Genomic DNA, 26,717 nt, shown 5'->3' with positions numbered 1-26,717 from the left:
CGGGTAGCATATTTAATTTAGTAGTAGACTACAGGTAGCTATTTATAGAACAAAAAATGAGTAGGGACTGGACGCAAATTACCATCTGACGGTTTGTTTACAACTCGACCGTTTAGTATAAGCGAAGAAGAACCGCCTCCGTCCAAATTATAGGCATCTTGAACACCTAGATTGTACATTTTCCCTTGCAGTTCTTCGAGCGTCGCGCCCGAACCCCCGCTTTCATTGTAGCCGTCTACGACAATAATGAGCAACTGATCATCTTTATAGTTGCCAATGACCGTACGTGGGGCCCGCTTGGGGGAGACTTTCCATTTGTCAGGAATAGGCATTTTTTGTCCCCTTTGTAGCAGGACGGGAACGAAGGTAGCCCCAAAGGCAGGCTTTAAGCTGTCGAGAGCACTTTGACTGTAAAATTTGCCACCGATAAGCTTGCCATCGTTACTCAGTCCGACGAAGGACAAATCCTTAAAACTGGACTGAAAGCCAGTAAGGTAGTGGCCGTTCAAGACAGTAGTGCTTAATGGATAGCGTTTGCCGTCTCCATCCGCAAAGCCGCCTGCATTGATGCCTGCAATAGCTCCGTGTCTCAAGACTGCACGCATGGTGGTTTCGGAGCCACCCAATTTGTCACTTCCCAAAGACATTTTCATAGCAGTAGGATCTTTAAGTTTAACCTTCATAGCGTAGCCATGATAAATTCCCGGGTTTACCTTAAACAATTCAATGGTAATCCGGTTGCTATCTACCCGCTCATAGGGAACCCCCAGTTTGGCGGTGATGCGTCGATCATAGATGACCGCGGGCCGCTTGGACTGCGTAGAGGCAGTCACGACAAGCTGATTCATCGTTTGGGTCGTTTGCTTGTATAGCTCAGAAGTCCGGCGAATCGTAGACAAGGTGTATGTTGCCGTTTGCTTGGCTTCATCAAGCTGCTTGCCTACTGATTGCGTTTGTAGAGTGACTTCAGCTTTTTGTAGACTCGAAGAAGTAGACCCAGGAAAGCTCAATGAGGGTTGCACTAACAAAATACACCCCAACAAACCGATAAAAGGAGCAAGGGCCAACATAAAGAACCGGTTCACTTGTTTTGCGTCTACATTCATTTTAGCAAGTCCATTTTTTTCTGAAGCGTATTGAGTTGCTGCTTGACTTCGTTTAATTGGGTATACAGTTTATTGCTGTTATCGGTCTTATTGTTTGCATTATCCTTCGTAAAGGTCAGTAGTTCATTGAAGGACTGGACTTTTCCCTGCAATCCGCTAACTTCCTTGGAAAGAGCAGTCAGTTGCTTTTCATAGTCAAATTTGAGTGCTTGAATCTGTTGGTCTGTATGGGTTTGCATCTCGTTTAGCATTTGCTGCTTCAAGTGATTGCTATACAGATAGGTTGCGAGAGCACCTAGTATAATAAGAATGAACCAAAATAGCAGAAAAGCCTTTACGGGTAACCCCTTTCTTGAATTGCTCCTCCGAGCTTCGGTAGGAGGACGTTCAGGTGAAGCTTGCATACGATTTTCAACTCCCGTGTAAAGTCAAATTTCCAGTCTTTATTTGCAGTTCCAATTCTATCATGGGCCTATTTATTTCGCAAAAGCGAAATAGTCGTATAAAAATATTGGAAAAAGAGATTGCATCGGAAGGAAGTCCTAGGATACAATTTCCTTAAACGTTTTTCACTTCCTATACGTTCACATTCGCGCAATTTCTACATATGCAATCCCCAATTTTAAAATTATTTTTGCTACTAACTATGTATTTTTTTGTGAAATCAGGAGGTTTAGATATGAGAAAAGTATGGCAGGTGGTCATCATAGATATCCATCCTACAAGTATGCTGGGAACAAAGCTTATTTTGGAAGACCAGCAGGATTTGCTTGTCAGAGGGATGTCTTCCTCCGGAACGGAAGGCTTGGAGCTGGCTTGCTCCATTCGACCGGAAATCATTTTAATGGACTACAGGTTGCCTGAGGGAACGGCGGAACCATTTTTAACACAAATGCGGGCCTTGTCTCCGGACAGCCATATTGTTATTATGACGGATGAGGATAATATTACGTTGTTTCAGCAGCTAATTTCGCTTGGAGCAAATGGAATGCTATCCAAGCAGGCATCACCGAGCCAGTTAATCCATCTGATCAACGGTTTACGCGAAGGATTTGCTTCTTTACCAATGGACTGGATTCGGTGTGGAAACTGGCCCTTTATGCCGTTAATGGCATCCGAGCCTTTTGACGAATTGACACAAACCGAAGTGTTTATTATGGAACGTATTGTACAAGGTATTACATATGACAAAATTGCTATCGAGATCGAAGTTAGCCGGCGCTCCATTGATAATTATCTACGTAAAATTTATGCGAAATTAGGCGTGTCCAGCCGGGCGCAGGCGATTGAACGTTACGCCTTATATGCGCGTCAGATGAAGCAGCTATATGCCTGACGCGTCAGCCCGGAGATCATGACCTATTTTTCAGGAGAAGGAGGATGTTCATGCAATATTCCTTTGCTTCACGAACGGCTGCGATGTTGGCTTCTCCAGTGCGTCATATCCGGGAAAATGCGAGAAGACACTCCTTTATATCTCTGGCTGAAGAACTACCTGCACAAGAGCTGTTTCCGGTGAAGTTGCTGGAAGAAGCGGCCCATGATGTGTTTGGCTCCGGCCCTGACGCCCTCCAGTATGGTGAACCGGAGGGCTATTTCCCTTTGCGGGCATGGCTTGCGGGAGAGTGGGAACAGCGTAAAGGAGTAAGAGTACCACCAGGTCAAATCCTTCTCACGACAGGCAGTCAGCAGGCCATTGATCTGATCATAAGGCTGATGGTGGATGAGCGTGATCCGGTATTGGTTGAAAACCCTACATCTCCTGGATGTTTACAAGTACTATCTATGCAGGGTGCGCAGATCGTTCCTGTAGAATCGGATGGGGAAGGTGTCATTCCTGATAAGCTTGAAGCTTTAATGATCCGTTATCGACCCAAGCTTTTTTTTGCCACGCCAACGTTTACAAACCCGACGGGCTCCTTGTGGAGCGCGGCAAGGCGGCAGGAAATTTTGGATCTGTGCAGGCATCATGAGGTGCTAGTAGTTGAGGATGATTCTTATGGTGAATTGCATTTGAAGCAAAAAAATGAGTCCCATGACAAGAGTCCGCATGGTCAGAGTCGAAAATTTGCAGAGACTTACCCCTCACTATTTGCGCTGGATCATGCGGGCCAGGGAGGTCAAGTACTCTATATCGGTTCGTTCAATAAAACAGTTGCTCCTGCGCTGAGAACGGGTTGGGCTGCTGGTCCTGCGCCGCTGATTGAAGGAATGTACGCCTTAAAACAGTTGGCTGATATGCAATCCAGTACGATGAACCAACGGCTGCTGTTCCAATTGCTGACCAGCTCGCGTTTTCAATGGCACGAGCACTTGGCGATGTTGAACAAGGAATATTCGACTCGACTTCAATTAATCTTGGAGCTGCTCAAGCGCCCGTTTTGGAAAGACGTGACATATCATATTCCGTCCGGTGGCATGTATGTATGGGTGCAGTTGCCCGATGGGCTGGACAGCGCATTGCTGCTAAAGGCGGCGTTACCCAAAGGCGTAGCCTTTATGCCAGGTGCGCTATGTGCGGTTGGCAGTGAAGGCGCGTCCCATATCCGACTCAATTTTAGCCATCCGGGCCGTGAGCAATTGCTTATGGGCATGAATCTGATCGGTGAGACGATCAGTGAATTTACTGCGCGGAGCTAGCAAAAACCATAGCCCCATGTTAGTCATCCTCCGCTTCCGCAGCAACGGTGGAGTAAGTGATTGGCGCTTCCGCAATCTGGCGCTGTCCACTGTCCTCGTCAAGCTCTGCGTCCATACCAGTGGCCGTTTTAATGCCATGCTCTTGCAGCACTGCCGCATACTCGTTCAGGGCAGCTTCGCCAAACGGAGTCAGATGATAGCGGCCGCGGGATACGCGCTCAAACCAGCCGTAGTAGTTGTGCTGAAGTACGGCAGCAGCTGTGCTGACGGCTGCTATGCGGGCGAGCTGCGCCGGAGCGGCTTCCCCTAAGCTCTGCAAGGCTACGGCTACGCGCAGCGCTTTTTCCCGATAGGCAGTGACCAGCTTGCGTCGGGTGCTGCCGCCGATATTGTGGTCACCGCTGCGTGCGTGAAATTCCCGCAGCAGCTTTTCCTTGCGTGAGCCGGGGCGTACCTTTGCTGCATTGTGGACATTGTCGCTAGGCGCCGCAGGCTTACACAGTACCTCAACGAGCGGCGGCTTAGTTTTAAAATGGGTGACAGTGAGCAAGCCAAGTCCTAACTGGCGGCACAGTCCGACCAGCTCGTTCCAGCGCTGATTCACTGCCCCTTTTTTGGCGCGATTCCGTTCCACAGCTACATATACATTGCTGCTTAGTTTTAAACGCTGCATGCCTTGCAGCACAAGCGCCAGGTTAAACGTCTTTTTGATCTCCACAATCAGTGGTGTCTGCTGCCCTGGCTTGATACCCACCAAATCGCAGTTGCGCACCTCTCCTTTGACTTCATATCCCAAGTTCTCAAAAAAGGCTTTCACCGGAGCGTACAGCTCCGTCTCATGCCGAACCGCCATGACTTCTTCCGCTCCTTTATCCCATTATTCCGAGCTTATATTGTACCATAATGCGTCAGGTCCGCGTCGTTGTTGTATATTTTAGCACAGTGTATCCCTTGTTTTTTTCGAAAAAGCAGAGAGACCTGTCATAAAAAATAGGTCAATTCTTAAATCAATCTGCATAGGTATGTATTACACTTTTTTTAAGGGGATTGCATCATATCCTGAAAGGCGTGACGAGTGTAGCCATAATCATCAGGAGTGGAGGATAGTCATTACGCAGTCATGGGAGGAACCGAGCATGAATATTTTTGAACGCGTTGCGGAGTACCGGGCGGAAAACAACCGTCTGGCCTGGAGCGGCACTTTTAGAGAGTATATTGAGATACTCAAGAAAGACCCGACGCCGGCGATGACAGCTCATGCACGGGTTTACAAGATGATTGAATCTTTTGGTGTAGAAGAGGTTGGGGGGCATAAGCGATACAAATTTTTTGAGCAGGAGATCTTTGGACTGGATCGAGCGCTGGAAAAGTTGGTGGAGGAATATTTCCATTCCTCAGCCAGGCGGCTCGATGTGCGCAAGCGTATCCTTCTTTTGATGGGACCCGTCAGTGGGGGGAAATCGACATTGGTCACGTTGCTAAAACGTGGTCTGGAGAAATTTTCGAGAACGGATCAGGGAGCTGTATATGCGATTGAAGGCTGCCCCATGCACGAGGACCCGCTTCATCTGATTCCCCATGAGTTGCGTCCCGATTTTGAAAAGGAGCTGGGTGTACGGATTGAAGGTAATCTCTGCCCATCCTGCCAGATGAGATTGCGCACGGAATTTGATGGCGATATTGAAAAGGTCCGCGTGGAGCGGGTATTTATATCGGAAGAAAACCGGATTGGTATTGGTACGTTCAGTCCTTCTGATCCGAAGTCACAGGATATTGCTGATTTGACGGGCAGCATCGACTTTTCCACGATTACGGAGTATGGTTCGGAATCCGACCCGCGTGCATATCGGTTTGACGGAGAATTGAACAAAGCGAATCGTGGACTGATGGAGTTTCAGGAAATGCTGAAATGCGATGAGAAGTTTTTGTGGAATTTGCTTTCTCTGACCCAAGAGGGAAACTTCAAGGCTGGGCGGTTTGCGCTCATCAGTGCAGATGAACTGATCGTGGCTCACACCAATGAATCCGAGTATAAAAGCTTTATTGCAAACAAAAAGAACGAGGCGTTGCAATCACGGATGATTGTAATGCCGATTCCTTATAACCTGAAAGTATCTGAGGAAGAAAAGATTTACGCCAAGCTCATTGAACAAAGTGATATGAAACATATCCACATTGCGCCTCATGCGCTGCGAACGGCTGCCATTTTCTCCGTGCTTACGCGCTTGAAGGAGACGAAGAAACAGGGGATGGATCTGGTCAAAAAGATGCGCATGTATGACGGTGAAGAGGTCGAAGGATACAAGGAAGCCGATCTGAAAGAAATGCAAAGTGAGTTTCTGGAGGAAGGTATGTCCGGGGTAGACCCGCGGTACGTCATTAATCGTATTTCTAGTGCATTGATTAAGCAAAATGTGGAATCCATCAATGCCCTGGACATTTTACGAGCAATTAAGGATGGTCTGGATCAGCATGCCTCCATCACAAAGGAAGAGCGAGAACGCTATCTGAATTTCATTTCCGTGGCTCGTAAGGAATATGACGAATTGGCAAAAAAAGAAGTGCAGAAGGCCTTTGTGTACTCTTTCGAGGAATCAGCCAAGACGCTGTTTGACAACTACTTGGATAACATCGAAGCTTTTTGCAATTGGGCGAAAATTCGCGATCCACTCACAGATGAGGAACTCGACCCGGATGAGCGGCTCATGCGCTCTATTGAGGAGCAAATCGGGGTATCGGAAAATGCGAAAAAAGCGTTCCGTGAAGAAATATTAATCCGTATTTCCGCGTATTCTCGCAAGGGACGGAAGTTTGAGTATCATCATCATGATCGGCTGCGAGAAGCCATTGAGAAGAAGCTGTTCGCCGATTTGAAGGATATTGTGAAGATTACGACTTCGACCAAAACGCCTGACGCTAATCAGCTCAAACGGATGAATGAAGTAATTAAGCGACTGATTGAGGAGCATGGCTACACAGGAGCCAGCGCTAACGATCTGTTGAGGTATGTAGGTAGCCTCCTGAATCGGTAAGACGAAATAATAAACAAGTACAGTATGGTGAAACCATGGGTTGATCTGGATGGTGCTACACGGTTGTGAGGTATCCGATCAACGTGTTTCGTAGAGGGAATTCGGCAAGCACAGGGAATTTCAGGTGCTGTCGGATTCTTTTTTTGTATCATCAGGCCAGTTGTGATTATATATTTTCTGAAATTGCTATGAAAAAAAATCATAATCAATCTTCTGCTTTTTTAACATTTTCTAAAAAGTTGCCGATAAATATGGTAATGTAAAATCTATGTAAACTATTATTTGGAGGAACTTATGATTCATGTCGCGGAGAGTAGATTAAAACAGATACAATATATTGGTATTACTGATGATGATTTGGCTTTATTACATCATTATCAGGGACTATTCCAATCTATTGTGAATGAGGTGGTCGATCGGTTTTATGAGCATGTAGAAAAGGTTCCGCATCTCATGTCGATTATTTCCAAATGGTCGAATATTGAACGACTAAAACAAACACAACGTGAATACTGGCTTTCTCTCGCAGATGGAAAAATAGATGATCCGTTTATCGAACACCGTCTTTTTGTGGGGCAGGTACATTCCCGAATCGGATTGTCTTCCGATTATTATTTGGGCACGTACATTGCTTATCTTGATATTGCAGTGGACATTTTAAAGCGTTCGGGGATAGAGGACTGGTTTTTTATTGTGCATGCTCTTTCCAAAATGTTCAACCTGGATTCCCAGCTTGTATTGGAAGCTTATCAGGAAAAGGAAAAGGAACAAATCAACGAGCTGGCCGACGAACAAACGCAGGTGCTGACCGTTGTGTCCCGAATTGCGCAAAATTTGACCGGGATGATTGCTGAGCTTAGGGAAAATACGGATAATATCGCGGAGAGTGCCTGCAACACTGCTTCTTCGCAGGAACATACAGAGGAATTGGTACAGCATTTGAGTGACGAGATTAAGCATATTGAGCAGATGAGCGGTACGATCCGGGAACTGTCTGATCAGACTCATCTGCTGGGACTGAATGCGGCGATTGAGGCTGCCCATGCGCAGGAAGCAGGGCGCGGGTTTCAAATTGTGGCACAGGAGGTGCGAAAGCTTGCATCTAATTCGAAGCAAGCACAGGAGCAAATTCAGCGCAAGGTGCTGGATATTGCCCGTATGCTTGACAGTGTACAATCCGAAACAGCTGCCACAACAGCCAGTGCCCGGCAACAGGCTTCCAGCTCAGAGGAATTGGCTTCGTTCACAAAGCTGATCGAAAACATGGTGAAGGAATTGGAAATGCTGCAGGTGTAAGATGTGGCTTGAAGAGTATCCTTACGTTGGAGGCTTCCTATTGTAACGCTTCAGTTATAGACTTTTTCCATTCTATATGAGCTGCAAGTACTCTTTTCCATAACTCGTCCCGTTCCTGGCGACTGTAGTTAACGAGCGGCTCGCCAAATACATCTGCCAACACTTCCAGCCACTGCGACTTCTTATCCAGCTCTATTTTTTCCAAACCGTTTAGCCCGCGTTTTTTCCAAATACATCCTCTGAGTTCATTCGCCTCTAATGCTTGCCTTTGCCGAATCCGAAACAGGTTAAACCATGGAGATTCCGCTGAGCGGCTATAAAAATGATGTTTCGGCATAAATTCTTCCAAATCCTGAATAACCGCAGGAGCAAAATCAACGCCAACAAATGAAGCAAGCGAGTCATGCTCTAAGCGCCAACCTTTTGTAACAACCCCAGATTCCATAACTTTATAATGAAGAGGGGCTTGTTCATAAGTCCCCATACGGAGTGGAAGAGGCTCATATGGCATATCGCCCAGCCCGACATCAACAATCCATACTTCATCTTCTTGCTGCTCATTTAGCAAGTTCACTGTTAGTCCAAGATGAAATGAATTAATGCGTGGTTCAGCTCCCAGAGGTTGTACCCCGGCACGATGCAGAGAAACTTTGTACCCTAGAGAATATAGTAGTGCACTAAAGGCACCATTCAGATGAAAACAATAACCACTTCTCCCATGTAGAATGAGTTGAACGGATTCTTGAAAACCAATGGCTGCCGGCTTCCTTGCAAAAATGTCCAATGTTTGCCATGAAAGATGTTTTACATGAGCCTTATGCAGCTCAACTAGATAGGAAAGGGTAGGAGACTGAATTTCGGGAATTCCGATTCTGTTTAAATAAGCTTTTATTTCTTCTTTTGTCATGGTGTACATGTACAATCACCTCTATTGTTAGTTTCCCAAATTCTCTTCTCGAAACCATTGAACATTGAGTCTTAGCATCATTGTAGAAGGGGGGAGTGCTGTTTACAATGCTATAAAATTTTGGTTGTACCGGTACAGTCAGCAATTCGATTGGCTTTAGCTGCATGCGCTTTTCCTGTAGTTGGTGTCAGAACACAAAAAAACAGACCTTTTCATCGGGTCTGTTTTTTTGTTTAGTTCCAAGCTGACAGATTATAATAATGATCTAAGTTCACGTCGGTATTTGTTCAAATGCACGAACGACGGAATGACTCGCTTGGCAGAACGGAAGCCGCCTATTCTGATATTGCGGACCACATGATAGGGAGAGATCAATAGTGCGTGAAGCAGATGCAAATCATGGGTGCTCAATGGACGATTTCGTTGATAGTAATCTATCGCGCGCAGCATCTTTGTCCCATTCCAAAGACAATTCCGATGAAGAAGATGGGAGAGATCTTTCATCCTTACATGTAGGGAGCAATTTTCAAAGTCGATCAAATGGATTTTGAGCTGTTTGTCTTTAATCAGATTGGGATAATTATAGTCACCGTGTATAAATGCGGCGGCTTTTTGCTCTTGAGCAATGGCTTCTCTAACTTTGGGCTGCTGTAGGCGATGGGACACTTCTTCACAAAGAGCTACAAGATGTGCTGTGCCTCTGTATGGGATGAGGCGTTTTTTGTATCCAGCTATTTCATCGCTCAAGCCTTCATAACGAATTCTGGATGGCGGAGCTTCGGTGACAGGAAAGCCCACGGCACTGGAATGGAATTTGGCTAAAGTAGCAATTCCCTTTTTGAAGTCTATTCTTTTTGTAAATTCTGGTCTGAGTCCATGAACCCAATTGGTTAATGTATACGAAACACCTTCATAGGTCATGTAAGCCGTTTGTTGTACTGTTGGATAGACCTTTTGGCTGCGTGTAAACCCGCGCTCATCCAAGTAGGACAAGACACGTGTAATAAAACGGATCTCTTCTTCCGGGAATTTGTAGGGTTTTAAGCAATAAGTCGTATTAGCGGTCTCAATCTTGTGAATGTCCTTCATTTGACGGGTACGCTGAATTTTGATTCCGTACATCTGCTCAACGTTCGATAAAATCGACATTTTGATCCTCACTTTCTTTTATACATGAGCCCACTCCTGCAAAATATGGATGATTTGTAATCGAAGAGGCCACGACTGATCCCAATTGTCCAGGATTTCGCGATCTCTTGAACGATTCGGGTGTCGGGAAGCATGCCAGGCTTCTCGTGGTAGTTTATATAAAGCTGTAACAATCTTCCGTTCAGTACGGCTTAGTGGTTTGCGCTTCTGGTATCCCTTCAGCAAGGATTGCACAAATTCAGGATTGAATTGAGTCGTATTCATAAGGGCCTTTGCCAAATCAGCATAGATTGAGCCGATCTTAGCCCGATCCCAATCAATGATTTTGAGATGACCGTCATCCGAAATAATGACATTTGGGGTAGTGATATCACTGTGTATCAAGGAGGGATGCCGATGTTCCATCCGAAGCAGCCTTATGATGGATGCATCCTGTAAATCCTTCCATGCTCGCATGGATAAACGTTTGCAGTCTTCGCCGTGAGCATTGTACCAGTTGCGGTACGTTTTATCATGGCGACTGTTTTTTATCATTTTTCTTTGAAAAAGACGATCCTGGTTTTTCCATATCCGCAATTGTTGAATGGTCGGAGGGGACTTTCCTTTATCCATCCGATGCAAGCCGGTGGAGGTGGCGTGAAGTGTGGCAAGTGCCCGCCCCAGTTTTTCGAAATCTTCAGCGGTCTCCAGTCCCCGTCCTTTGATCCACTGACTTACATAAAATGGAGTCCCTTGATATAGAGTCCATAACTTGCCGGAATGAGTGGGGAGCCATGCGGGCATGTAGGTATACTTTCTCTTTTTCAAAAGCCTGATATGACTCGCAGCTCGTTCCATCTGTTGAATCGTATTTGAACGGACCATCTTTGTACGACTAAAGGGCTTTAATGCATAAGTTCCCTTTTTCGTCTTCACCTGGATCACTGCATTTTTTCGGTATAATGAGGAGACTAAGCTTGATTTTAACGGGATCAGGCCGAAACGACGGGTAATTTTGCGAATCTGTGCTTTAGTATAGGATTTCGCCATAAGAACCTCACTTGACTTTGGATTGAAGAAAAAGGTAATCCTCTGTTAGTTATCAGTCTATTCGTGAAGAAATAATAGGTGCAGTTTTATGGAGCCATTTTCGTTCTTTTCCTGTGTCACATTGGTCAAAAAAACGGAGCAGCGAAAGTTCGCTGCTCCGTTTTAATTAGCTCTGTATTTAGTTACCCTGATTATGACCTGGGTGATTAATATTCGTTGTCATCATCATCTTCGTCTGTATCCACGATTGCGCCAGATGATGCATGGATTTCAAACTCAACGGTTCCTTCGTTGGTGAGTACCTTTACCTCGTAGATGAACTGTCCATCTTCCTTATCCAATTTAGAAGACAAAAGGGTACTCCCGGGCACGTGCTTAAGCGCAATTTGTCCAGCCTGCTTTTCAGTCAGGGTGATGTGATTTGGCTTGTTAAGAGAGGACTCGTCATTCGAGTCATGATCAAGCTCAGAATGGGAACGAATGGTTTTCCCAGTATAAGCATCAACATCTATATCCCAATCTTTATCCCCTTGCTGGAGATCCACCTCATAGTAGACTTTTCCGTTCTTGCGCTCCAGTTCGACATCTTCAACTTGTGCATTATTCCCCACAGCCTTCTTGGCAATGTTGGCAGCTGCGGTCGCTCCAATAAGGCCCGTAGGTTTAGCGGCCCATACGGCATTCGCTGAGACACCCGTAACCGTAACTCCAAGCAGAACCGTGGCTGCCATAATTCCTAATGTATAGTTTTTTTTCATTACATAATTCCTCCTTGTGCTATAAGCATGAATACAGCTTATCTCTTGAACATGAGAGGAACATAATAGAATCATGAGAAAACCATGAGAAAACATGAGCTGAGTTGATCATCAAGTCGTCATGATTCGTTGTGCTCCTGTTTTTCTTTTTCCCAAGTTATAGAGTCGATAGAGCCCGATACTGCATTGACCTGCACTACTGCTTCACGCCCATCTTTTACCTCAACCTCAACCAGATAGTAGAGGCCTTTGTCGTTGCGATGAAGCTCAATATCATCGGATGTTCCGTTAACTGCTTTGGCAGCAAGCCTGGCTGCTTCTTTCTCTGTAATAACGAGAGAAACCGGGTCAGGTTTATTAGCTGGATTCGATGTGTCTCTGGTTGGTGAGGTACCGGGCTTATGATCTTGGGGCTCCTGCTTCGCATCTGTATAAGCCTGTGTCCGCTTAATGGAGTCGATGACACCGTCATAGGCATTGGCTTTTATATCGTACTTCCCTTTGGCGCGTTCCAGCCTGATCAGATAAAAATCACCCAAGCGTTGGGATTCGAGCACCTCGCCGGGATACTGATGCAAAACGGATTGGATGACGGCTTTTTCTTCCAATGGAGAAGCTGCTAACGACCGTGCCCAAGGCCACTGTAAAAGACAAATTGTAATCAATACAGCCGCCAACGTACCCCCAATCATCCACACATAGATGGCTTTCATCGTTATTCCCTCCTTTGGCTTATTATTTTGGAACGGTAGGGAGGATGATCGTTGCAGTTGTTCCGCTCCCCTCTACACTTTCTAGCCCGATTTGAGCATGTATAGCTTGTGCAATTCCTGTAGCCAATGATAAGCCTAGTCCAGCCCCACCTTTCTCGCGGCTTCTGGCTTCATCCACACGATAGAAGCGGTCGAATACTTTAGATAACTTTTCTTCCGGGATTCCAATTCCTTGATCTGTGATTCTTATGCAGGGTTGAGCTGTACCGCCCACCGTATCAATCATCAGGTGTATCGGCTCGTCACTGTATTTGCGTGCATTATCCAAAAAGATAAATAGGAGCTGCTTCAGCTTATTTTCATCGGTATAGCCAATGCAGTCTGCCTGTACATCCAGTTGAATTTGTCGGGCGAACGCATTTTCAAATGTAGCTTTTAATTCTATCGCTATTCTGGTCAGGCGTACAGGCTTCAGCACGACATTCCATTGTTCTTCGTTTCTGGCCAACAGAAGAAGCTGCTCTGCCATGTCCTTCATTCGAATCGCCTCGGAATGGATCGCTTCAACGGATTCGGCGAAAATGTTGGGATGCTGCAACCCCCGCCGTTTGAGCAGGCTGGCATAACTTTCAATAATGGTGAGAGGTGTCTTCAATTCGTGGGACGCATTAGATACAAATTGTTCTTGCCTGACGAAATTCCGCTCCAGCAGCTCAATCATGTCATTAAATGTTTCACCCATTTCGACCAGTTCGTCGCGTGATGATGAATTGAGCGGAAGACGTTTAAATTTCCCGCTGCGCTGAATTTCTTTCATCGTGCTAATCATAGATGTGATTGGACGTGTGATCAGTCTGCCGAGCAGTTTTCCCGATACCACGACAGGAATGAGCGCAATTCCAGTGACAGCAACAAGTACGATTCTGAGTACCTGTAGCGTCTGCATCGTTGGTTGCAGGCTTTCGGTCACTTGGAGATTGACAACCTCACCATTGGTCCAAATCATGGGGACCGATACAAGAATGTAACGGTTGCTTTCATAGGTAATCATGCGAACCTGCCGTGTTTCATCAAAAACGCCCTTCATCAAGCTGAGAGACTGCTCGGAAGAAGAGGTGATAGGGGGAAGAAATTCGCCTTCCGGCCTCATCAGCCGAAGCATGCCATCCAGCGGTACATAGGCTCGGAGAAGGTCCTCTGCGGCTACGGATACCGAAGCGCGTTGAATGCCACGAATCATGTTCTCTGCTGCGGCCTCTACCTGGTCTTTTCGACTGTCTATCGAAAGTTGGCTGAATAGGAAATAGATCGAAAAATTAATGACTACAAGTAAGACCGCGAATAATAACGAGGTGTACGTATGGATTTTGTTTTGTAGCTTCATAAAGATTCCTTCAGTACATAACCAATTCCGCGTACAGTATGGATCAGCTCAGGGAGCTGGCGCGTAGGGTCGATTTTATTGCGCACGTAGCGAATATACACATCGACCACATTGGTATCGCCCATATAATCTATGCCCCATACATTCTCCAGTAATTGTTCACGGCTAAGTACCTGCCGCTGGTGTCTGAGTAAATGAACGAGCAAGTCAAACTCTCGCGGTGTAAGCTCAATGTTGTGCTCTCCTCGAAGAACTTCACGAGTACCTTCATGGAGACGTAAATCCCCGGCACTAAGCCACTTATCTACCACTTGTGGAGCCATGTCTATCGTTGCACCCACTCTGAGTGCAGCCCGTACACGTGCAAGCAGCTCTTCGATCACAAACGGTTTGGTAACATAATCATTGGCTCCCAAATCGAGTCCCTCGACCTTATCTGCAATGGAACTTTTAGCCGTCAGCAAAATGACAGGAACGTTCGTATCATGCTTACGAATCCTCCGAAGTAGCTCAATGCCATTGAGACCGGGAATCATAATATCCAGCAACACTAGATCCCAATTGCCTTTGCAATACGTCTCCAGCCCATCAATTCCGTTTTTTTCTTTACATACTTGATAGCCTTCAAATTGAAGTTCGATCTCTAGAAGCCGAGCAATCTTTTCTTCGTCTTCTACGATCAAAATAGATTGTTTCATGATCATGCCCTCCTGTAGGCGAATAGCCGATACGGAAGTATTTTAGCATATACGGAGAGGTAAGACACTCCAAAGCGCAGGGCAGTGAGGGAAGAGATGTTTATACTGTGTTATATTTCTTGACATTATAAAGGGATAAAATGTAATAATAGCGCTATGATTTTGTTTTTTTATCCTTTATGCACAACAAACAAGCCTTTGTTTTGGTCAGGACGAACATTGTTTATGTTAGGAAAGTTGCAGTAACATAAGTTAAAACTATTCACCAGAACCGAAATAAGGGCAGACCGCGGGCTTGCCCTTTGTCGCCAGGAGCGTAAAATGAAGCGAAAGCAGGGATTCAAAATGCATAAGCTTGGGATGATTACGATTGGGCAAGCCCCCCGGTCAGATGTGGCCCCTATCGTAGAAAAGGCCTTGGAAGGACGGGCAGAGCTGGTACAGGCCGGTGCGCTGGATGGGCTCTCATTGGACTATATACAACAGCATCTATCACCGTCACCAGGAGAATATGTATTAACCTCCCGCTTGACGACCGGGGAGTCGGTGGTCATTTCACGCGAAAAAATCCAGCCACTGCTCCAGGACAAAATCACACGTTTGGAGGAGCAGGGCATACGTACTATTTTGTTACTCTGTACCGGTGTGTTTCCTGGATTGCATACCCGAAGCGCTTTTCTAATTGAGCCAGATCATGTGCTTCCTCCTGTACTAAAGGCCATGTCCAGCGGAAGAAGGTTGGGTCTCATTGGACCGCTCGAAGAACAGAAGAACAACCTCAAGCTTAAATTCAGCCCTTATGGATTGAATCCAAAGTTTGCGGCGGCCTCGCCTTACAGTGGCAGTGAGGAAGAATTTCGCCGAGCAGCAGGACAGTTCAAGAATCAAGCCGATCTGATCGTACTGGATTGCATGGGCTATACGGAAACGCATAGAGAGCTAGCGGCGCATTACTCAGGGGTTCCCGTTGTATTGTCCAATGCCTTGATTGGCAAACTGGTATCGGAAATGGTGTAAGGAGCTAAAAATTGGAGGTAAGAACTATGAGTCAACAACGTATTGAAATCAGTAAAAATGTATTGCAAAAATGCTTGGGACTTACCGCTGGGGAGACGCTTCTGGTCGTAACCGACGATGATAAAAAAGAATTGGGCGAGTCCATATATGAAGCTGGCAAGGCACTGGGGGCAGAAGCAGCTATTTTGACGATGAAGGTTCGCTCCAAATCGGGCGAGGAGCCTCCGACCCCTGTTGCTGAAGCCATGCTTCGCTCCAACGTTGTTGTATGTGTCACCCGGTATTCACTGACACATACAAGTGCCCGTAAGCAAGCCGCAGCTGCTGGAGCACGCCTAGCAACCATGCCCGGCATGACAGACGATATGTTCATGAATGGAGCAATTGCTGCTGATTATCCGAAGGTCAAGGCGCTGACCGAAGAGGTGACCGCATTGCTGACTGCTGCCAAGCAGGTACGGATTGAAAAGGAAGGATATAGTCTGAACTTTACCATAGAAGGGCGCAACGGCGTTCCCAGCACAGGTATGTATTTGAATCCCGGCGAATCGGGCAACCTGCCTTCCGGTGAAGCGTATATTGCTCCGCTGGAAGGAACGGCACAAGGTCAGATTGTGGTGGATGGTTCTGTGGCGGGAATCGGCGCCTTAAAAGACCCGCTGCTGCTGACGGTGCAAAATGGCAGATTAATCGCCGCAGAAGGGGAAGCCGGACAGTCCCTGTTGGATATGCTCGGCGAAGGCGATGGTAGAATGCTGGCCGAATTTGGTATTGGAACGAATGATAAAGCCCGCATTACAGGTGTTGTGTTAGAGGACGAGAAAGTATATGGCACGATTCATGTCGCTTTTGGCAGCAATAATACCTTCGGGGGAACTGTCGCTGCGGGTGTACATATTGACGGAGTCGTACAAAAACCGGATGTATATCTGGACGATCGTCTGATTATGAAGGCTGGTCAGTTGCTAGAGCGATAAAGGGAGGAAGTTATCATGCTTGGAATGATCAGAGTGCTTACCATGCAGGACAAAGTAGCTATCGACCTTCACGGCCGGGTCATTGAGCAGCACTACGGGCTGCCTGTCACCAGTGTATGTATTCCCGATCAGCCGAAAGGAATCTACGATGATATCACAGACCGGGAAGCGGTGCCTAAAATTGTGCTCGCGGCGCAACAACTCGTTGAACAAGGCTGTACGTCTATCGCTATTAGCTGCGCGGCTGATCCAGCGCTAGAGGAAACTCGTCAGGTTGTATCTGTACCTGTATACGGGGCGGGGTCCTGTGCGGCACTCTTGGCTCTGACATCGGCCAGCCGTGTAGGCGTGTTGACCATTTTGGAGGAGGCTCCGCCGCTGATTCGCCGCATTTTGGGCGATTCCTATATCGGTACAGAGCGTCCCATAGGTGTGCAGACGACACTGGACTTGAACACTCCACAAGGTAAAGAGGCAGCTATGGCAGCAGCGTTGCGGCTTCAGGAGAAGGGGGCTGAGGTAATCGTACTTGCCTGCACAGGTTTTGTAACGATGAACTTTGCGCCAGAGCTGGAGCGTACACTAGGGATTCGGGCTATTGACCCGATTGTGGCGTTGGGTGCAGCTGTTTCGGTACGCTAGCAGCCAATTCGTGTGGGATACAAGCAGGATAGTTCTTAAACTTCATAATAAATAGTAGAATATTAAAATAAACCGCCTTTTCCAGAAAAGGGCGGTTTATTTATGTTCCATTGAGCTCCTAAAGATAGGAATGGGCTGGTGTGGATAGACTTGACCAAGCGGTAAAAGGTTTTGTTTTGTAGACTTTTTTGGTACACTATCCTGAAAATTAGATGAACTAAGGATTTTGCAAAATAAATAGCAGGGTGGTCTGTCTTTATGAAAATACCGGGTGTAACAGTTCAAGAGCTCATGGCAATACCCGTGTTGAAGGAGGCGAAGGTATTAAGCGGAGAACAAGGGCTAAGCCGGGTTGTCCGGTTTATTGACATTATGGAAGTCCCTGACCTGAAAGGCTGGGTCCGGGAAGGTGTATTGTTGATGACAACGGCTTATTCGATCCGTCATGAGCCTGAGGTATTGTGTCAAATTATTCAATTACTGCATCAGGGCGGGGCGGCGGCGCTTGTGATCAAGCCTACACGCTTTCTCACGGAAATTCCCCATAGTGCGCTTGAAGAAAGCAATGCCTGTGGCCTGCCTGTGATTGAGATTCCAGCCGATATTCCCTATACGGATATTACGCAGCGTGTCATGGATATGGTGTTGAACCGACAGGCAGAGCTGCTGCGACGTTCGGAAGAAATCTATCGAACGTTAACGACGATGGTGCTGGAGAACAGTGGCATACAGGCTGTAAGCGATAATATAGCAGAGCTTTTTAAAGCTCCGGTTGCTTTGATTGATAATGGTGGTCAAGCCATTGTCACTTCACCACAAGATTGGGATTGGGCGAAGGTACAAGATGCTCGTCATTTTCCCATTAGTGTGGATAAACGTACAGTCGCCAAGTTGGTCATTGCCCGCAATGAACTGGATGATATGGAGCAGGTTGGTATTGAGCAGGCACGGCTGGTGATGGCGTTAGAATTAATGCGTGAAAAGGCAGTAGAAGATACGGAAAGCCGACTACGGGGGAATTTTATAGATGAGCTCATGACACCTCCGTTGCCGGTGCGGCATGAGGTTGAGCGGAGAGGTCGTCAATTGGGATTCAACCCGGAATATAACTGGGAGGTGGCTGTACTGGAAAGTGCTACGGCTCCGCCAGAAGAGATTCTTTCTGGGTTATTGAGTATGGAATCGACACGACGGCGTGTGGTGTCTCATATTGAGTTCCGTTCAAATCGTGCGATATTATTTCTGCCGACTCTTCAGCCGAATGATCATCAGAACGCACCCGGCTCTGATCAGGAAACGTCCTGGAGTGATACGCTGAAAAACTGGTCAACTGAAAAAGCCTGGGGTACCGCCGATTATTATTTAGGCATCGGAAGTGCCAAAAAGTTATGGGAGCTGCTGCAAAGCTACAATGAAGCACGTCGTGCCATTACTGTAGCCCAGCGGCTGTATCCTGATAAACGTGTATGCAAATACAGCGATATAGAGATGCACTATATGCTTGGAGAAGCGATGGACAAAGAGGAATTTTCAAATTTGTTTGAGCGCAAGCTGGGGAGACTTCAGCAATATGATCGCTCACATGGCAGTGACTTACTCAAAACGTTATTTTATTATTTGGAAAACAGGGGCAGTCTGGTAGATACAGCCAATTATCTTTTTATACATCGTAACTCAGTAAAATACAGATTGGAACGGATACGCGACATGACAGATTTTGATCTTAACGATCCACGTGAGCAGTTTATATGTCATACATGTCTGATTCATTATTATTTGCGGGAACATAGGTAGCTGGAGCGTTTTTTTAATGCAGGGAGGGCAGGACATGGATAAAAAAATACTGATAGCGGACGATGAGGCGAGTATTCGGAATGCGCTGGCTTATGCGTTAAAGCGAGAGGGTTTTTTGGTGGAAACCGCAGTTGATGGGGAGGACGCCTTGGAAAAAGTGCGTTTGTTCCACCCGGATGTGCTCATACTGGATGTGATGATGCCCAAACTGGGTGGATATGAGGTGTGCCGCCGTTTGGAAAGTCGGAAGGGCATCGGTATTTTACTGCTGACGGCCAAAAACGATATTGTTGATAAGGTACTCGGGCTGGAGCTGGGTGCGGACGATTTTATGAGCAAACCGTTTGACCTAAGGGAGCTGCTCGCTCGTATTAAAGCATTGGTACGGAGACTGGAGCGAGAAGGAGCGCCTGCCCCGGAAGGAACAGAAATGGTACTCGGCCCATTACGGGTACGTCCGTCCAGCCGAACGGCTGAACTTGGAGCCATAGCGCTGGATCTGACCCCCAAGGAGTTTGATGTGCTGGCGCTGTTGGTGTCTCATGCCGGGAGGGTGTATACACGGGACGAGCTACTGGAGCAGGTATGGAGCTTCGATTATGTGGGCGGAACGCGGACGGTGGATATTCATATCCAGCGCTTGCGCAAGAAGCTTGAGCCACATCAGGCGATATTGCAGACCGTGTATGGTATCGGCTATAAGGCAGAGAAAATGACGTGAACGAACATCATTCACTCCATCAGCAAGGAAGCTTGCGGTCCACCGACCAACAGAAACGCAAACGCAAACCTACAGGCTTAAGCCTGCGTTGGAAATTTCCCCTGGTACTGGCGGCTTTGCTGCTGTTTACTGTCGGTGTGCTGAGCTGGCTCGTGCTTACTGGCATTCGCGCTAACCAGACAGACCAAATGGAACGCAGTTTAAAGCGCCAGGCCGAAATTGTAGAAATGCGTGTAAAACAGTCTTACCTGTTGGGAGTGCGCCAATCACCGGAAGGCTTTATGAAGAAGCAGGCGCCCCAACTCGCAGTGGAACTGGGCGTATCCAGCAATATGCGCGTTATTTTATATGATGGTCAGGGGCATGAGGTTGGCAATTCTCTACCGCTGGCTTTTAGAACAAATGTCAGCCAGGCCCTTTCCTATGCGCTCCAAGGCAAAATTGCGTATATTACGGAAGGTAGCGCAGTCACCTATTTGGCTCCGCTTCAAGGTCCGGACGGCTTACTGGGAGTGGTACAGCTTCATAGCTCAACAGAAGCGCAGCAGCAGTTCTACCAGGCTATTGCCCAGTTGTTTCTATGGACAGGGGGGGCGGTGCTGGTATTGAGCTTTATTTTGGGCTTAGGCTATGTCAGCCGCCAGACGAGAGATATCGGACGACTGACTCGCGCTTCCGAACAGATATCGGCAGGGCATTATCCGGAAACCAGACTGCTGCGGCGGCAGGATGAGCTGGGAAGACTGGATGAAGGAATGCTCCAGATGAGTCATGTGATCCGGGAGAGCATTACCGCGCTGGAAAACGAAAAGCTTCGGCTGGAAGAAGCGGTTCAGCGTTTGAGAGAGCTGGAGCAGCAGCAAAAATCTTTTATTGGAAATATCAGTCATGAACTGAAGACTCCATTAACCTCTATTCAGGCTTATGCTGATTTACTGGATATGTATGGGGATGATCCTGAACTGGTGCGTGAAGCGAGAGAAAGTATCAGTAAGGAAACAAAACGGTTATACGAGCTTGTCGAGGACTCGCTGCGGCTATCTGTGCTGGATAAATATGATTTTGAATTGCATACGGAGGCTGTGAAACTGCATTCGTTACTGGAAGATGCAGGGAGCCGTATTCGAGGAAAAGCGGCAGCGCGTAGACTGAATTTTTCGATAGATACCGTTCCTGCCCAGGTGTGGGGAGACCCTAAGCATCTGATGCATATTGTACTGAATTTGCTGGATAATGCAGTGAAGTACAATCGGGACGGTGGATGGATTACGTTATCGAATCGAGTAGAACAGGACACCGTGATTGTGTGTATACGCAATTCCGGCCCATGGATTCCTAGGGAGCAATGGGACATGATTTTTGAGCCGTTTGCTACCTTAAGTCGTGATCGATCTCGTCAGGACAGCGGTACGGGGCTCGGTCTTCCTCTGGCGCGCAGACTGGCGGAGCGCATGGGGGGAGAGTTGCAGCTTACAGCTTCAGATCATAGTGGGTTGGAAAATGACAACGGGCATACAAATGTAAGTGGGAATGAATTTTCGCTTAGACTCCCTCTCTTGGTTCACGATGGCTCCCTGTAAACGGCCGATTGTTAGCACAGGGCTAAAATGGTGTCTTGTTTACAACTTGGAAACAATCCGATGTATTCATGAGATGTTCGGGCATTAAACTGGGGGTATCGTTAACAAGGAGGCCGTTGTACATGATAAAGAAAAACATAGACAGCTATGGGCAAAAGAACGGCTCCCCTCGTCGCGAAGATTCCCGCACAAGAGTTTTCAGACAGAAAGCTACCGGGGTGCTCATGACCGGCTTAATCGCCGGGGGATTGCTCAGCGGTTGCGGCATGAAAAGCGCAGGAGAGACAAATCCAGCATCCGGTATGAAACCGGGCCAACAGCTTACTGTGATTGACACGGATGCAGCCCAGCAGCAAGTAACGGATGAGCTGGTGGTATCGTCTATCGACAGGCTGGGGGATGTCTACGCGAGGTCTTGGCTGAGCGACGAAGAGTTGATTGTGGAGCGTAAAACCCAGCTGTGGATTCATAATGTAGAGACAGACAAGGAGCGGATTTTAACACCAGGTCGTAAGGCTCCGCAGTTACTTGCTGTGGTATCACCGGATCAGCGCCATGTCTTTTTTACTGAAGGTAGCACTAGCAGCAAATATGATATCCAGGGCTACATTTTGGAGCTAAGCAGTGGTAAGGTTACACCGATCGGCAAGCTGGATATGACTAACGAAGTGAGCTGGAGCGATGAGAATGATCTCATTACAGGCACACCGGATGGTAAAATCCAGCTGATTGGTCTGGACGGCAAAGCTAAAGAATTGAGTTTTCAAGATCCGAATCGCTCTGAATTGATGTCTCATGTCGAAAAAGTGGGTAACGCCATATTTTATACAGGCAGTGATAAACAAGGGTATCCGGTGCTGAATCGGTTCACCCTCAATCATTCTCAGGCTGTGACTATTGCAGAGGGGGCCATGTCCTTTGCCGTGTCGCCTGATGGTAAGTCTATTGCCATTGAAAAGCGGAAATGGAATACATCCGAACCAGCCCGTATGATCATTTTGGATGAACAGGGCAAAGAGAAAGGAATCGTCGGTCAAGGCACTTTAATGAGTCGTGGAAGCTGGTCCAGCGACGGGTCCAAGCTTGCTTATTCCATTTATGATGAGGATCAGCAAGGCATGAGAGGGCTGTATGTGTTTGACCAGTTCACGGGTAAAACCACTCCGGTTACGACCGATATCCAATCCTATGACAGCCCAACGGTATGGAGCCCATCCGCCCGGTTTCTATCCATGTACCAGAACATCTCGGAAGGTGGAAAACAGCTCAATCAAAGCTACATCGTCGAATTTAAGAGGAAGTAGTTTCTGGACCCAGTCGTACACGAGGCTCATCGTTGACAAGGAAATCATACCAGCGGTTGCGAAACCGAACCTGAGGTCCATCAGCGGGGACGTGTGCCTCCATTCGCAGCGCTTCTGGGATTGGACGCGGATGCTGGCTTTCCACCACGGCCCGATCCTCTTCCAGCACCTTACCACTGTATCTGGAAAAAATGTGGCTCATGCCCGGTACAAATCTGGCAAAATTACGTCCAGCCAGTCCGTAGATGGCAGTTAACTCTTGCTCAATCGGAGTGAAGGTGACGAAATTAATAAACTTGCTGCGTCCTTCCTTGGCGGGAGTCAAAATCCATTGCTGTGGAAAGGTATATTGTAATAGACCTTTCCCGTTTTTCACTCGAATATGATTGTCATCCGCTTCAAACTCGATATGAATGTCGGTGGAGGATTTTTTACCGATTGTTTTGTTATGGACAATTGGCAAATGAGCGACATCCAGCACGCTTTCCACAACTCTCGTCAGATGTGCCTTCCACATGGAATCGTAGGGAGACAAAATGAGAGAGGGGTCCTCCAGCTCGGGAAAAATCTCCAGAGGAGGTGGGGATGTGGATGTCCCCAACCCTGAGTTTATTTCAGAATTTGAGCCAACGGCCTGAGGATATACCCACAGCAGGCCGGCTTTTTCAGTCGCGGGATAGGCATAGGTATGAGCAAACTCAGGAATAGCCCGTCCCGGATGTGCCGGAATATCGACACACTGCCCACTCTCATCGAAAGACCATGCATGATATGGGCATGTGATGTGCCCGTTTTGACAATAGCCTAGCGACAAATCAGCTCCTCGGTGCGGGCAATAAGCATGGATGGCATGTACCTGACGATGATCATCACGGTACAGGACAATATCTTTGCCAAGCAGTCGCTTTTTAAGCGGTTTATTCTTTAGTTCCTTGGACCAGCCAACGGCATACCAGGCGATCGGGAATACCTGCTGATCACTTTCACGAACTTCACGAAAGCTGGGATGGGTGTTCATCTATATCAACGCTCCTCGTTCTGCTTCTCAACTATGACCCGTGGGTCATTTATCATATTAGTATAATACACCCCTGAACCAAAACGAAACAGGTGTCCTGAAATTGGCAAGAAACGAAGGTCGCTTAAGGTTGTATGAAATATTAAGAAAAGGCGCATATCCTTTTTAGGAATGCACCTTTTTTAAATTAGGCTGGCTATTTGATTTGGTATGACTATACAAACTTACGATGATGTTTCTTACCGTCATATGAGAATAGGGCGAGCTTACCCTCAATCAATGTTTCCAAATGAACGGTGCGTCCCCACAGCTGATATACATATGGAAGCGTGCGCTCCATATATTTTAAATCCAGCTCAATGCCTTCGTACTGGTGCTTGAGCTTCAACTCGCCCGTATGCAGGTAATCTCCATCCTCGACGACGATATAAGGGGAGCCTCCATTCACACGTGAAAACACAAGCTGATCTCGTATGTTTTCCCAGGATTTATCGGTAATTTTCCAATCGGGTCCCCGTTTCTCAAACACGTATAGATCCAAATCTTCTGTCAGTTTCTTGGTCATGTAATTGCGTATAAAAGAAGTGTCTGAGTCGAACTCTCGTACCTCGAACATCTTAGCGCGTCCTTCGCCCGGTTTGCGTCCTTGTCGCTCTTGTTCCTCACGGGTTGGGTTATCCCATCGTTTTTCAATATCCTCAAATATTTTCAGTCCCAAATAGTACGGGTTCAGGCTTTGCTTGGAAGGCTGTACGACAGAGGCGTTCAGCATCGCAAATTCAACGGTTTCCTCCCCGGTCAAATCCAGTTCCCTTACAATCCGCTGGTGCCAATAGGAGGCCCAGCCTTCATTCATTATTTTGGTCTCCATTTGGGGCCAGAAATACAGCATTTCGTCCCGCAGCATCGTCATAATGTCCCGCTGCCAGTCCTCCAGCACCTCTGAGAATTCCTGAATAAACCAGACGATATCTTTTTCAGGTTCCGGTGGAAACTGGCGTACTTTGATGCCCTCGGTCTCGGCCGGATCATGCTGCTTCACTGTGTCCAGTGACCACAGATCATCGTAAGGCCCAGGGGGACGTTGGCGTTTTCCAGGTTCTTTCTGCTCCCGAATTTTGAGCTCCATGTAACGCTGTTTATCCAGATGCCTTGGTTTGATGATCTGTGGATCCACATGCTCTTGTATCGCCAGTACAGAGTCAATGAAGGATTCCACAGCCTTTGAACCGTATTCCATTTCATAGCTGTTGATTCGATCTGCTGTGGCCGACATACTCTCCACCATATTGCGATTAGAAGCTGAAAAGCGGGCGTTGTGTTTGAAAAAATCACAGTGTGCCAGTACATGGGCGACAATCAGTTTATTTTGCACCAAAGAATTTCCTTCCAGCAGGAAGGCGTAGCAGGGATTGGAGTTAATGACCAGCTCATAGATTTTGCTCAATCCAAAATCGTACTGCATTTTCATCTTGTGAAATGTTTTTCCAAAACTCCAGTGGCTGAAGCGCGTGGGCATACCATAGGCTCCGAACGTGTATACAATGTCCGCCGGACAAATTTCATACCGCATCGGGTAGTAGTCGAGCCCGAAGCCATCTGCAATCTCCATAATTTCTGATATCGCATATTCTAGCTCCTTCTGGTCGGTGCTCATCCCACCGTTCCCCCTTCCCGTTTGCGAAAAAAGGTACGTAAGGCTTGGTATACCTCACCTTTTTCCTTGATGACATAGTACATAAACTGATCCTTTTTAATATTCTTGTAGGCTGACATCAGCGTGCTGCTACGATTATATTGATTCACTTCTCCATAGCCGAACATATTACTCCGCTTTATAAGTTCCTCGATTAGCTTCACACACCGCTCATTGTCCGAGGTCAGGTTATCGCCATCCGAGAAATGGAAGGGATAAATATTGTAGCTGGAAGGAGGATATCGTTTGTCGATAATTTCTAGTGCTTTCAAATAAGCGGAAGAGCAGATCGTGCCGCCACTTTCTCCGCGGGTAAAAAATTCTTCTTCCGTAACCTCTTTAGCCTCGGTATGATGCGCGAGAAAGACAATTTCCACCTTTTCATACTGACGGCGCAAAAAGCGGGTCATCCAGAAAAAGAAGCTGCGAGCGCAATATTTTTCAAAAGAGCCCATCGAGCCTGATGTATCCATCATGGCTATAATCACCGCGTTGGATTGGGGAATGGTCTTCTCTTCCCATGTTTTGTAGCGAAGATCGTCCGGACTAATATGATGAATGCCCGGTTTCCCTTCACGGGCGTTGCGGCGCAGATTTTCGAGAATGGTTCGTTTCTTGTCAATGTTCGCTTGCATGCCTTTTTTACGTATATCATTGAACACAATAGATTCAACCTCAATTTGATCCTTGTCTTTTTGCTGTAAATTCGGCAATTCCATTTCCTCGAACAGCATATCTTCCAGTTCTTCTATGCTGACTTCCGTTTCCATAATATCGTGTCCCGGCTGATCGCCGGCTTTCTCACCTTTACCAGGCTTCTGGGAGGCAGGATCACGTCCGATGACATCCCCCACCTGACTATCTCCATCCCCTTGACCTACATGCTTTTGCTTTTGATAGTTATAAATGAAGCGATATTCATCCAGACTGCGAATCGGCACTTTGATAATCTGTTGACCGTCCGACATAATAATATTTTCTTCCGTTATCAGATCGGGTAGATTTTGCTTAATGACATCTTTGACCTTCTGCTGATGACGTTGCTGGTCCTGGTACCCTTTGCGATGCAGCGACCAATCTTCGCGGGATACGACGAATGAATATGGCTGGCGTGGTTCCGGCATTATTAGGCACCCCCCAAGTGGATACACGGCACAGTTTGGCCTTGTTGGTTATTAAGTATATTCACGGGGATGAACGATATGTGATGGAACTCGATTTAAATTCTGCCCGTTTGCTTTTATAATGAAAGTAAA

General features: G+C 47.0%; 24 protein-coding genes. 11 read left to right on the top strand and 13 right to left on the bottom strand.

What is annotated here, in order from left to right; all coding sequences use genetic code 11:
* Positions 1-38 precede the first annotated feature (38 nt).
* Both ACQW03_RS03785 and ACQW03_RS03780 read right to left on the bottom strand, forming a co-directional pair.
* A complete protein-coding gene (locus tag ACQW03_RS03785; protein WP_076293743.1) occupies positions 39-1,106 on the bottom strand; it encodes a phosphodiester glycosidase family protein in 1,068 nt (355 codons plus the stop codon).
* A complete protein-coding gene (locus tag ACQW03_RS03780) occupies positions 1,103-1,510 on the bottom strand; it encodes a hypothetical protein (RefSeq protein WP_441948321.1) in 408 nt (135 codons plus the stop codon). The genes ACQW03_RS03785 and ACQW03_RS03780 overlap by 4 nt, the downstream gene beginning before the upstream one ends.
* 275 nt (positions 1,511-1,785) lie before the next feature.
* Here ACQW03_RS03780 and ACQW03_RS03775 point away from each other — a divergent pair, with 275 nt between their 5' ends.
* A complete protein-coding gene (locus tag ACQW03_RS03775) occupies positions 1,786-2,442 on the top strand; it encodes a response regulator transcription factor (protein ID WP_023987808.1) in 657 nt (218 codons plus the stop codon).
* 50 nt (positions 2,443-2,492) lie between these two features.
* On the top strand, positions 2,493-3,746 hold the full coding sequence (locus ACQW03_RS03770; protein WP_029516518.1) for an aminotransferase-like domain-containing protein: 1,254 nt from the start codon (positions 2,493-2,495) through the stop codon (positions 3,744-3,746).
* Positions 3,747-3,765: 19 nt separating this feature from the next.
* Here ACQW03_RS03770 and ACQW03_RS03765 read toward each other — a convergent pair whose 3' ends face one another.
* The gene (locus tag ACQW03_RS03765) at positions 3,766-4,599 is read right to left on the bottom strand and encodes a DUF2161 domain-containing phosphodiesterase (RefSeq protein ID WP_104495125.1); all 834 of its coding nucleotides are present in this window, start codon (positions 4,597-4,599) and stop codon (positions 3,766-3,768) included.
* A gap of 283 nt (positions 4,600-4,882) precedes the next feature.
* On the opposite strand from ACQW03_RS03765, the gene ACQW03_RS03760 reads away from it, so the two are divergent.
* Both ACQW03_RS03760 and ACQW03_RS03755 read left to right on the top strand, forming a co-directional pair.
* Positions 4,883-6,778, top strand: a complete 1,896-nt coding sequence (locus ACQW03_RS03760; RefSeq protein WP_023987811.1) for a PrkA family serine protein kinase — start codon at positions 4,883-4,885, stop codon at positions 6,776-6,778.
* 294 nt (positions 6,779-7,072) lie between these two features.
* Entirely contained in the window at positions 7,073-8,074 is a 1,002-nt protein-coding gene (locus ACQW03_RS03755; protein ID WP_441948318.1) for a protoglobin domain-containing protein, read from the top strand.
* A gap of 37 nt (positions 8,075-8,111) precedes the next feature.
* Here the strand turns inward: ACQW03_RS03755 and ACQW03_RS03750 are convergent, their stop codons facing one another.
* From ACQW03_RS03750 to ACQW03_RS03720, 7 genes are all read right to left on the bottom strand, one after another.
* Positions 8,112-8,990, bottom strand: a complete 879-nt coding sequence (locus ACQW03_RS03750; protein ID WP_441948316.1) for an arylamine N-acetyltransferase family protein — start codon at positions 8,988-8,990, stop codon at positions 8,112-8,114.
* 243 nt (positions 8,991-9,233) lie between these two features.
* Positions 9,234-10,130, bottom strand: a complete 897-nt coding sequence (locus ACQW03_RS03745; RefSeq protein WP_220030990.1) for an aminoglycoside phosphotransferase family protein — start codon at positions 10,128-10,130, stop codon at positions 9,234-9,236.
* Between the two features lie 18 nt (positions 10,131-10,148).
* Complete coding sequence (locus ACQW03_RS03740) at positions 10,149-11,159, bottom strand: phosphotransferase (protein ID WP_441948313.1); 1,011 nt, start codon at positions 11,157-11,159, stop codon at positions 10,149-10,151.
* Positions 11,160-11,365: 206 nt separating this feature from the next.
* Positions 11,366-11,917, bottom strand: a complete 552-nt coding sequence (locus ACQW03_RS03735) for a PepSY domain-containing protein (protein ID WP_441948311.1) — start codon at positions 11,915-11,917, stop codon at positions 11,366-11,368.
* A 119-nt stretch (positions 11,918-12,036) separates the two neighbouring features.
* The gene (locus ACQW03_RS03730) at positions 12,037-12,630 is read right to left on the bottom strand and encodes a PepSY domain-containing protein (RefSeq protein WP_071640078.1); all 594 of its coding nucleotides are present in this window, start codon (positions 12,628-12,630) and stop codon (positions 12,037-12,039) included.
* Between the two features lie 22 nt (positions 12,631-12,652).
* Positions 12,653-14,014 carry a sensor histidine kinase gene (locus ACQW03_RS03725; RefSeq protein WP_220030992.1) on the bottom strand — a complete coding sequence of 454 codons (1,362 nt, stop codon included), beginning with the start codon at positions 14,012-14,014 and terminating at the stop codon, positions 12,653-12,655.
* A complete protein-coding gene (locus ACQW03_RS03720; RefSeq protein WP_076293736.1) occupies positions 14,011-14,712 on the bottom strand; it encodes a response regulator transcription factor in 702 nt (233 codons plus the stop codon). Before ACQW03_RS03720 ends, ACQW03_RS03725 begins: the two co-directional genes overlap by 4 nt.
* 321 nt (positions 14,713-15,033) lie before the next feature.
* On the opposite strand from ACQW03_RS03720, the gene ACQW03_RS03715 reads away from it, so the two are divergent.
* The 7 genes from ACQW03_RS03715 (at position 15,034) to ACQW03_RS03685 (ending at position 22,747) form a co-directional block, all read left to right on the top strand.
* Positions 15,034-15,729, top strand: coding sequence for an AroM family protein (locus ACQW03_RS03715; RefSeq protein ID WP_071640081.1), 696 nt, complete (start codon positions 15,034-15,036; stop codon positions 15,727-15,729).
* Positions 15,730-15,755: 26 nt separating this feature from the next.
* Positions 15,756-16,706, top strand: coding sequence for an aminopeptidase (locus ACQW03_RS03710; protein ID WP_441948308.1), 951 nt, complete (start codon positions 15,756-15,758; stop codon positions 16,704-16,706).
* 15 nt (positions 16,707-16,721) lie between these two features.
* On the top strand, positions 16,722-17,348 hold the full coding sequence (locus tag ACQW03_RS03705) for an aspartate/glutamate racemase family protein (RefSeq protein ID WP_441948306.1): 627 nt from the start codon (positions 16,722-16,724) through the stop codon (positions 17,346-17,348).
* Positions 17,349-17,606: 258 nt separating this feature from the next.
* Positions 17,607-19,142, top strand: a complete 1,536-nt coding sequence (locus ACQW03_RS03700; RefSeq protein WP_069080724.1) for a PucR family transcriptional regulator — start codon at positions 17,607-17,609, stop codon at positions 19,140-19,142.
* A gap of 34 nt (positions 19,143-19,176) precedes the next feature.
* On the top strand, positions 19,177-19,863 hold the full coding sequence (locus ACQW03_RS03695; protein ID WP_025723943.1) for a response regulator transcription factor: 687 nt from the start codon (positions 19,177-19,179) through the stop codon (positions 19,861-19,863).
* Positions 19,860-21,443, top strand: a complete 1,584-nt coding sequence (locus ACQW03_RS03690) for a sensor histidine kinase (protein ID WP_053325049.1) — start codon at positions 19,860-19,862, stop codon at positions 21,441-21,443. Before ACQW03_RS03695 ends, ACQW03_RS03690 begins: the two co-directional genes overlap by 4 nt.
* 122 nt (positions 21,444-21,565) lie before the next feature.
* Positions 21,566-22,747, top strand: a complete 1,182-nt coding sequence (locus tag ACQW03_RS03685) for a WD40 repeat domain-containing protein (RefSeq protein WP_441948303.1) — start codon at positions 21,566-21,568, stop codon at positions 22,745-22,747.
* Here the strand turns inward: ACQW03_RS03685 and ACQW03_RS03680 are convergent.
* The 3 genes from ACQW03_RS03680 to yhbH all read right to left on the bottom strand — a co-directional run bounded on the left by ACQW03_RS03680 (position 22,734) and on the right by yhbH (position 26,585).
* The gene (locus ACQW03_RS03680; RefSeq protein WP_071640085.1) at positions 22,734-23,765 is read right to left on the bottom strand and encodes an aromatic ring-hydroxylating oxygenase subunit alpha; all 1,032 of its coding nucleotides are present in this window, start codon (positions 23,763-23,765) and stop codon (positions 22,734-22,736) included. The genes ACQW03_RS03685 and ACQW03_RS03680 overlap by 14 nt on opposite strands.
* 214 nt (positions 23,766-23,979) lie before the next feature.
* The gene (locus ACQW03_RS03675; RefSeq protein ID WP_071640086.1) at positions 23,980-25,422 is read right to left on the bottom strand and encodes a SpoVR family protein; all 1,443 of its coding nucleotides are present in this window, start codon (positions 25,420-25,422) and stop codon (positions 23,980-23,982) included.
* Positions 25,419-26,585 (bottom strand): sporulation protein YhbH, encoded by a 1,167-nt coding sequence (gene yhbH, locus ACQW03_RS03670; protein ID WP_025723949.1) that lies wholly within the window; start codon positions 26,583-26,585, stop codon positions 25,419-25,421. The genes ACQW03_RS03675 and yhbH overlap by 4 nt, the downstream gene beginning before the upstream one ends.
* Positions 26,586-26,717 lie beyond the last annotated feature (132 nt).

It is taken from the genome of Paenibacillus sp. DRB1-1, assembly GCF_052119485.1.
Taxonomy (GTDB): domain Bacteria; phylum Bacillota; class Bacilli; order Paenibacillales; family Paenibacillaceae; genus Paenibacillus; species Paenibacillus polymyxa_B.
Note: the sequence above shows the minus strand (reverse complement) of the source record. Positions and strands in the feature narration are given on the sequence as shown.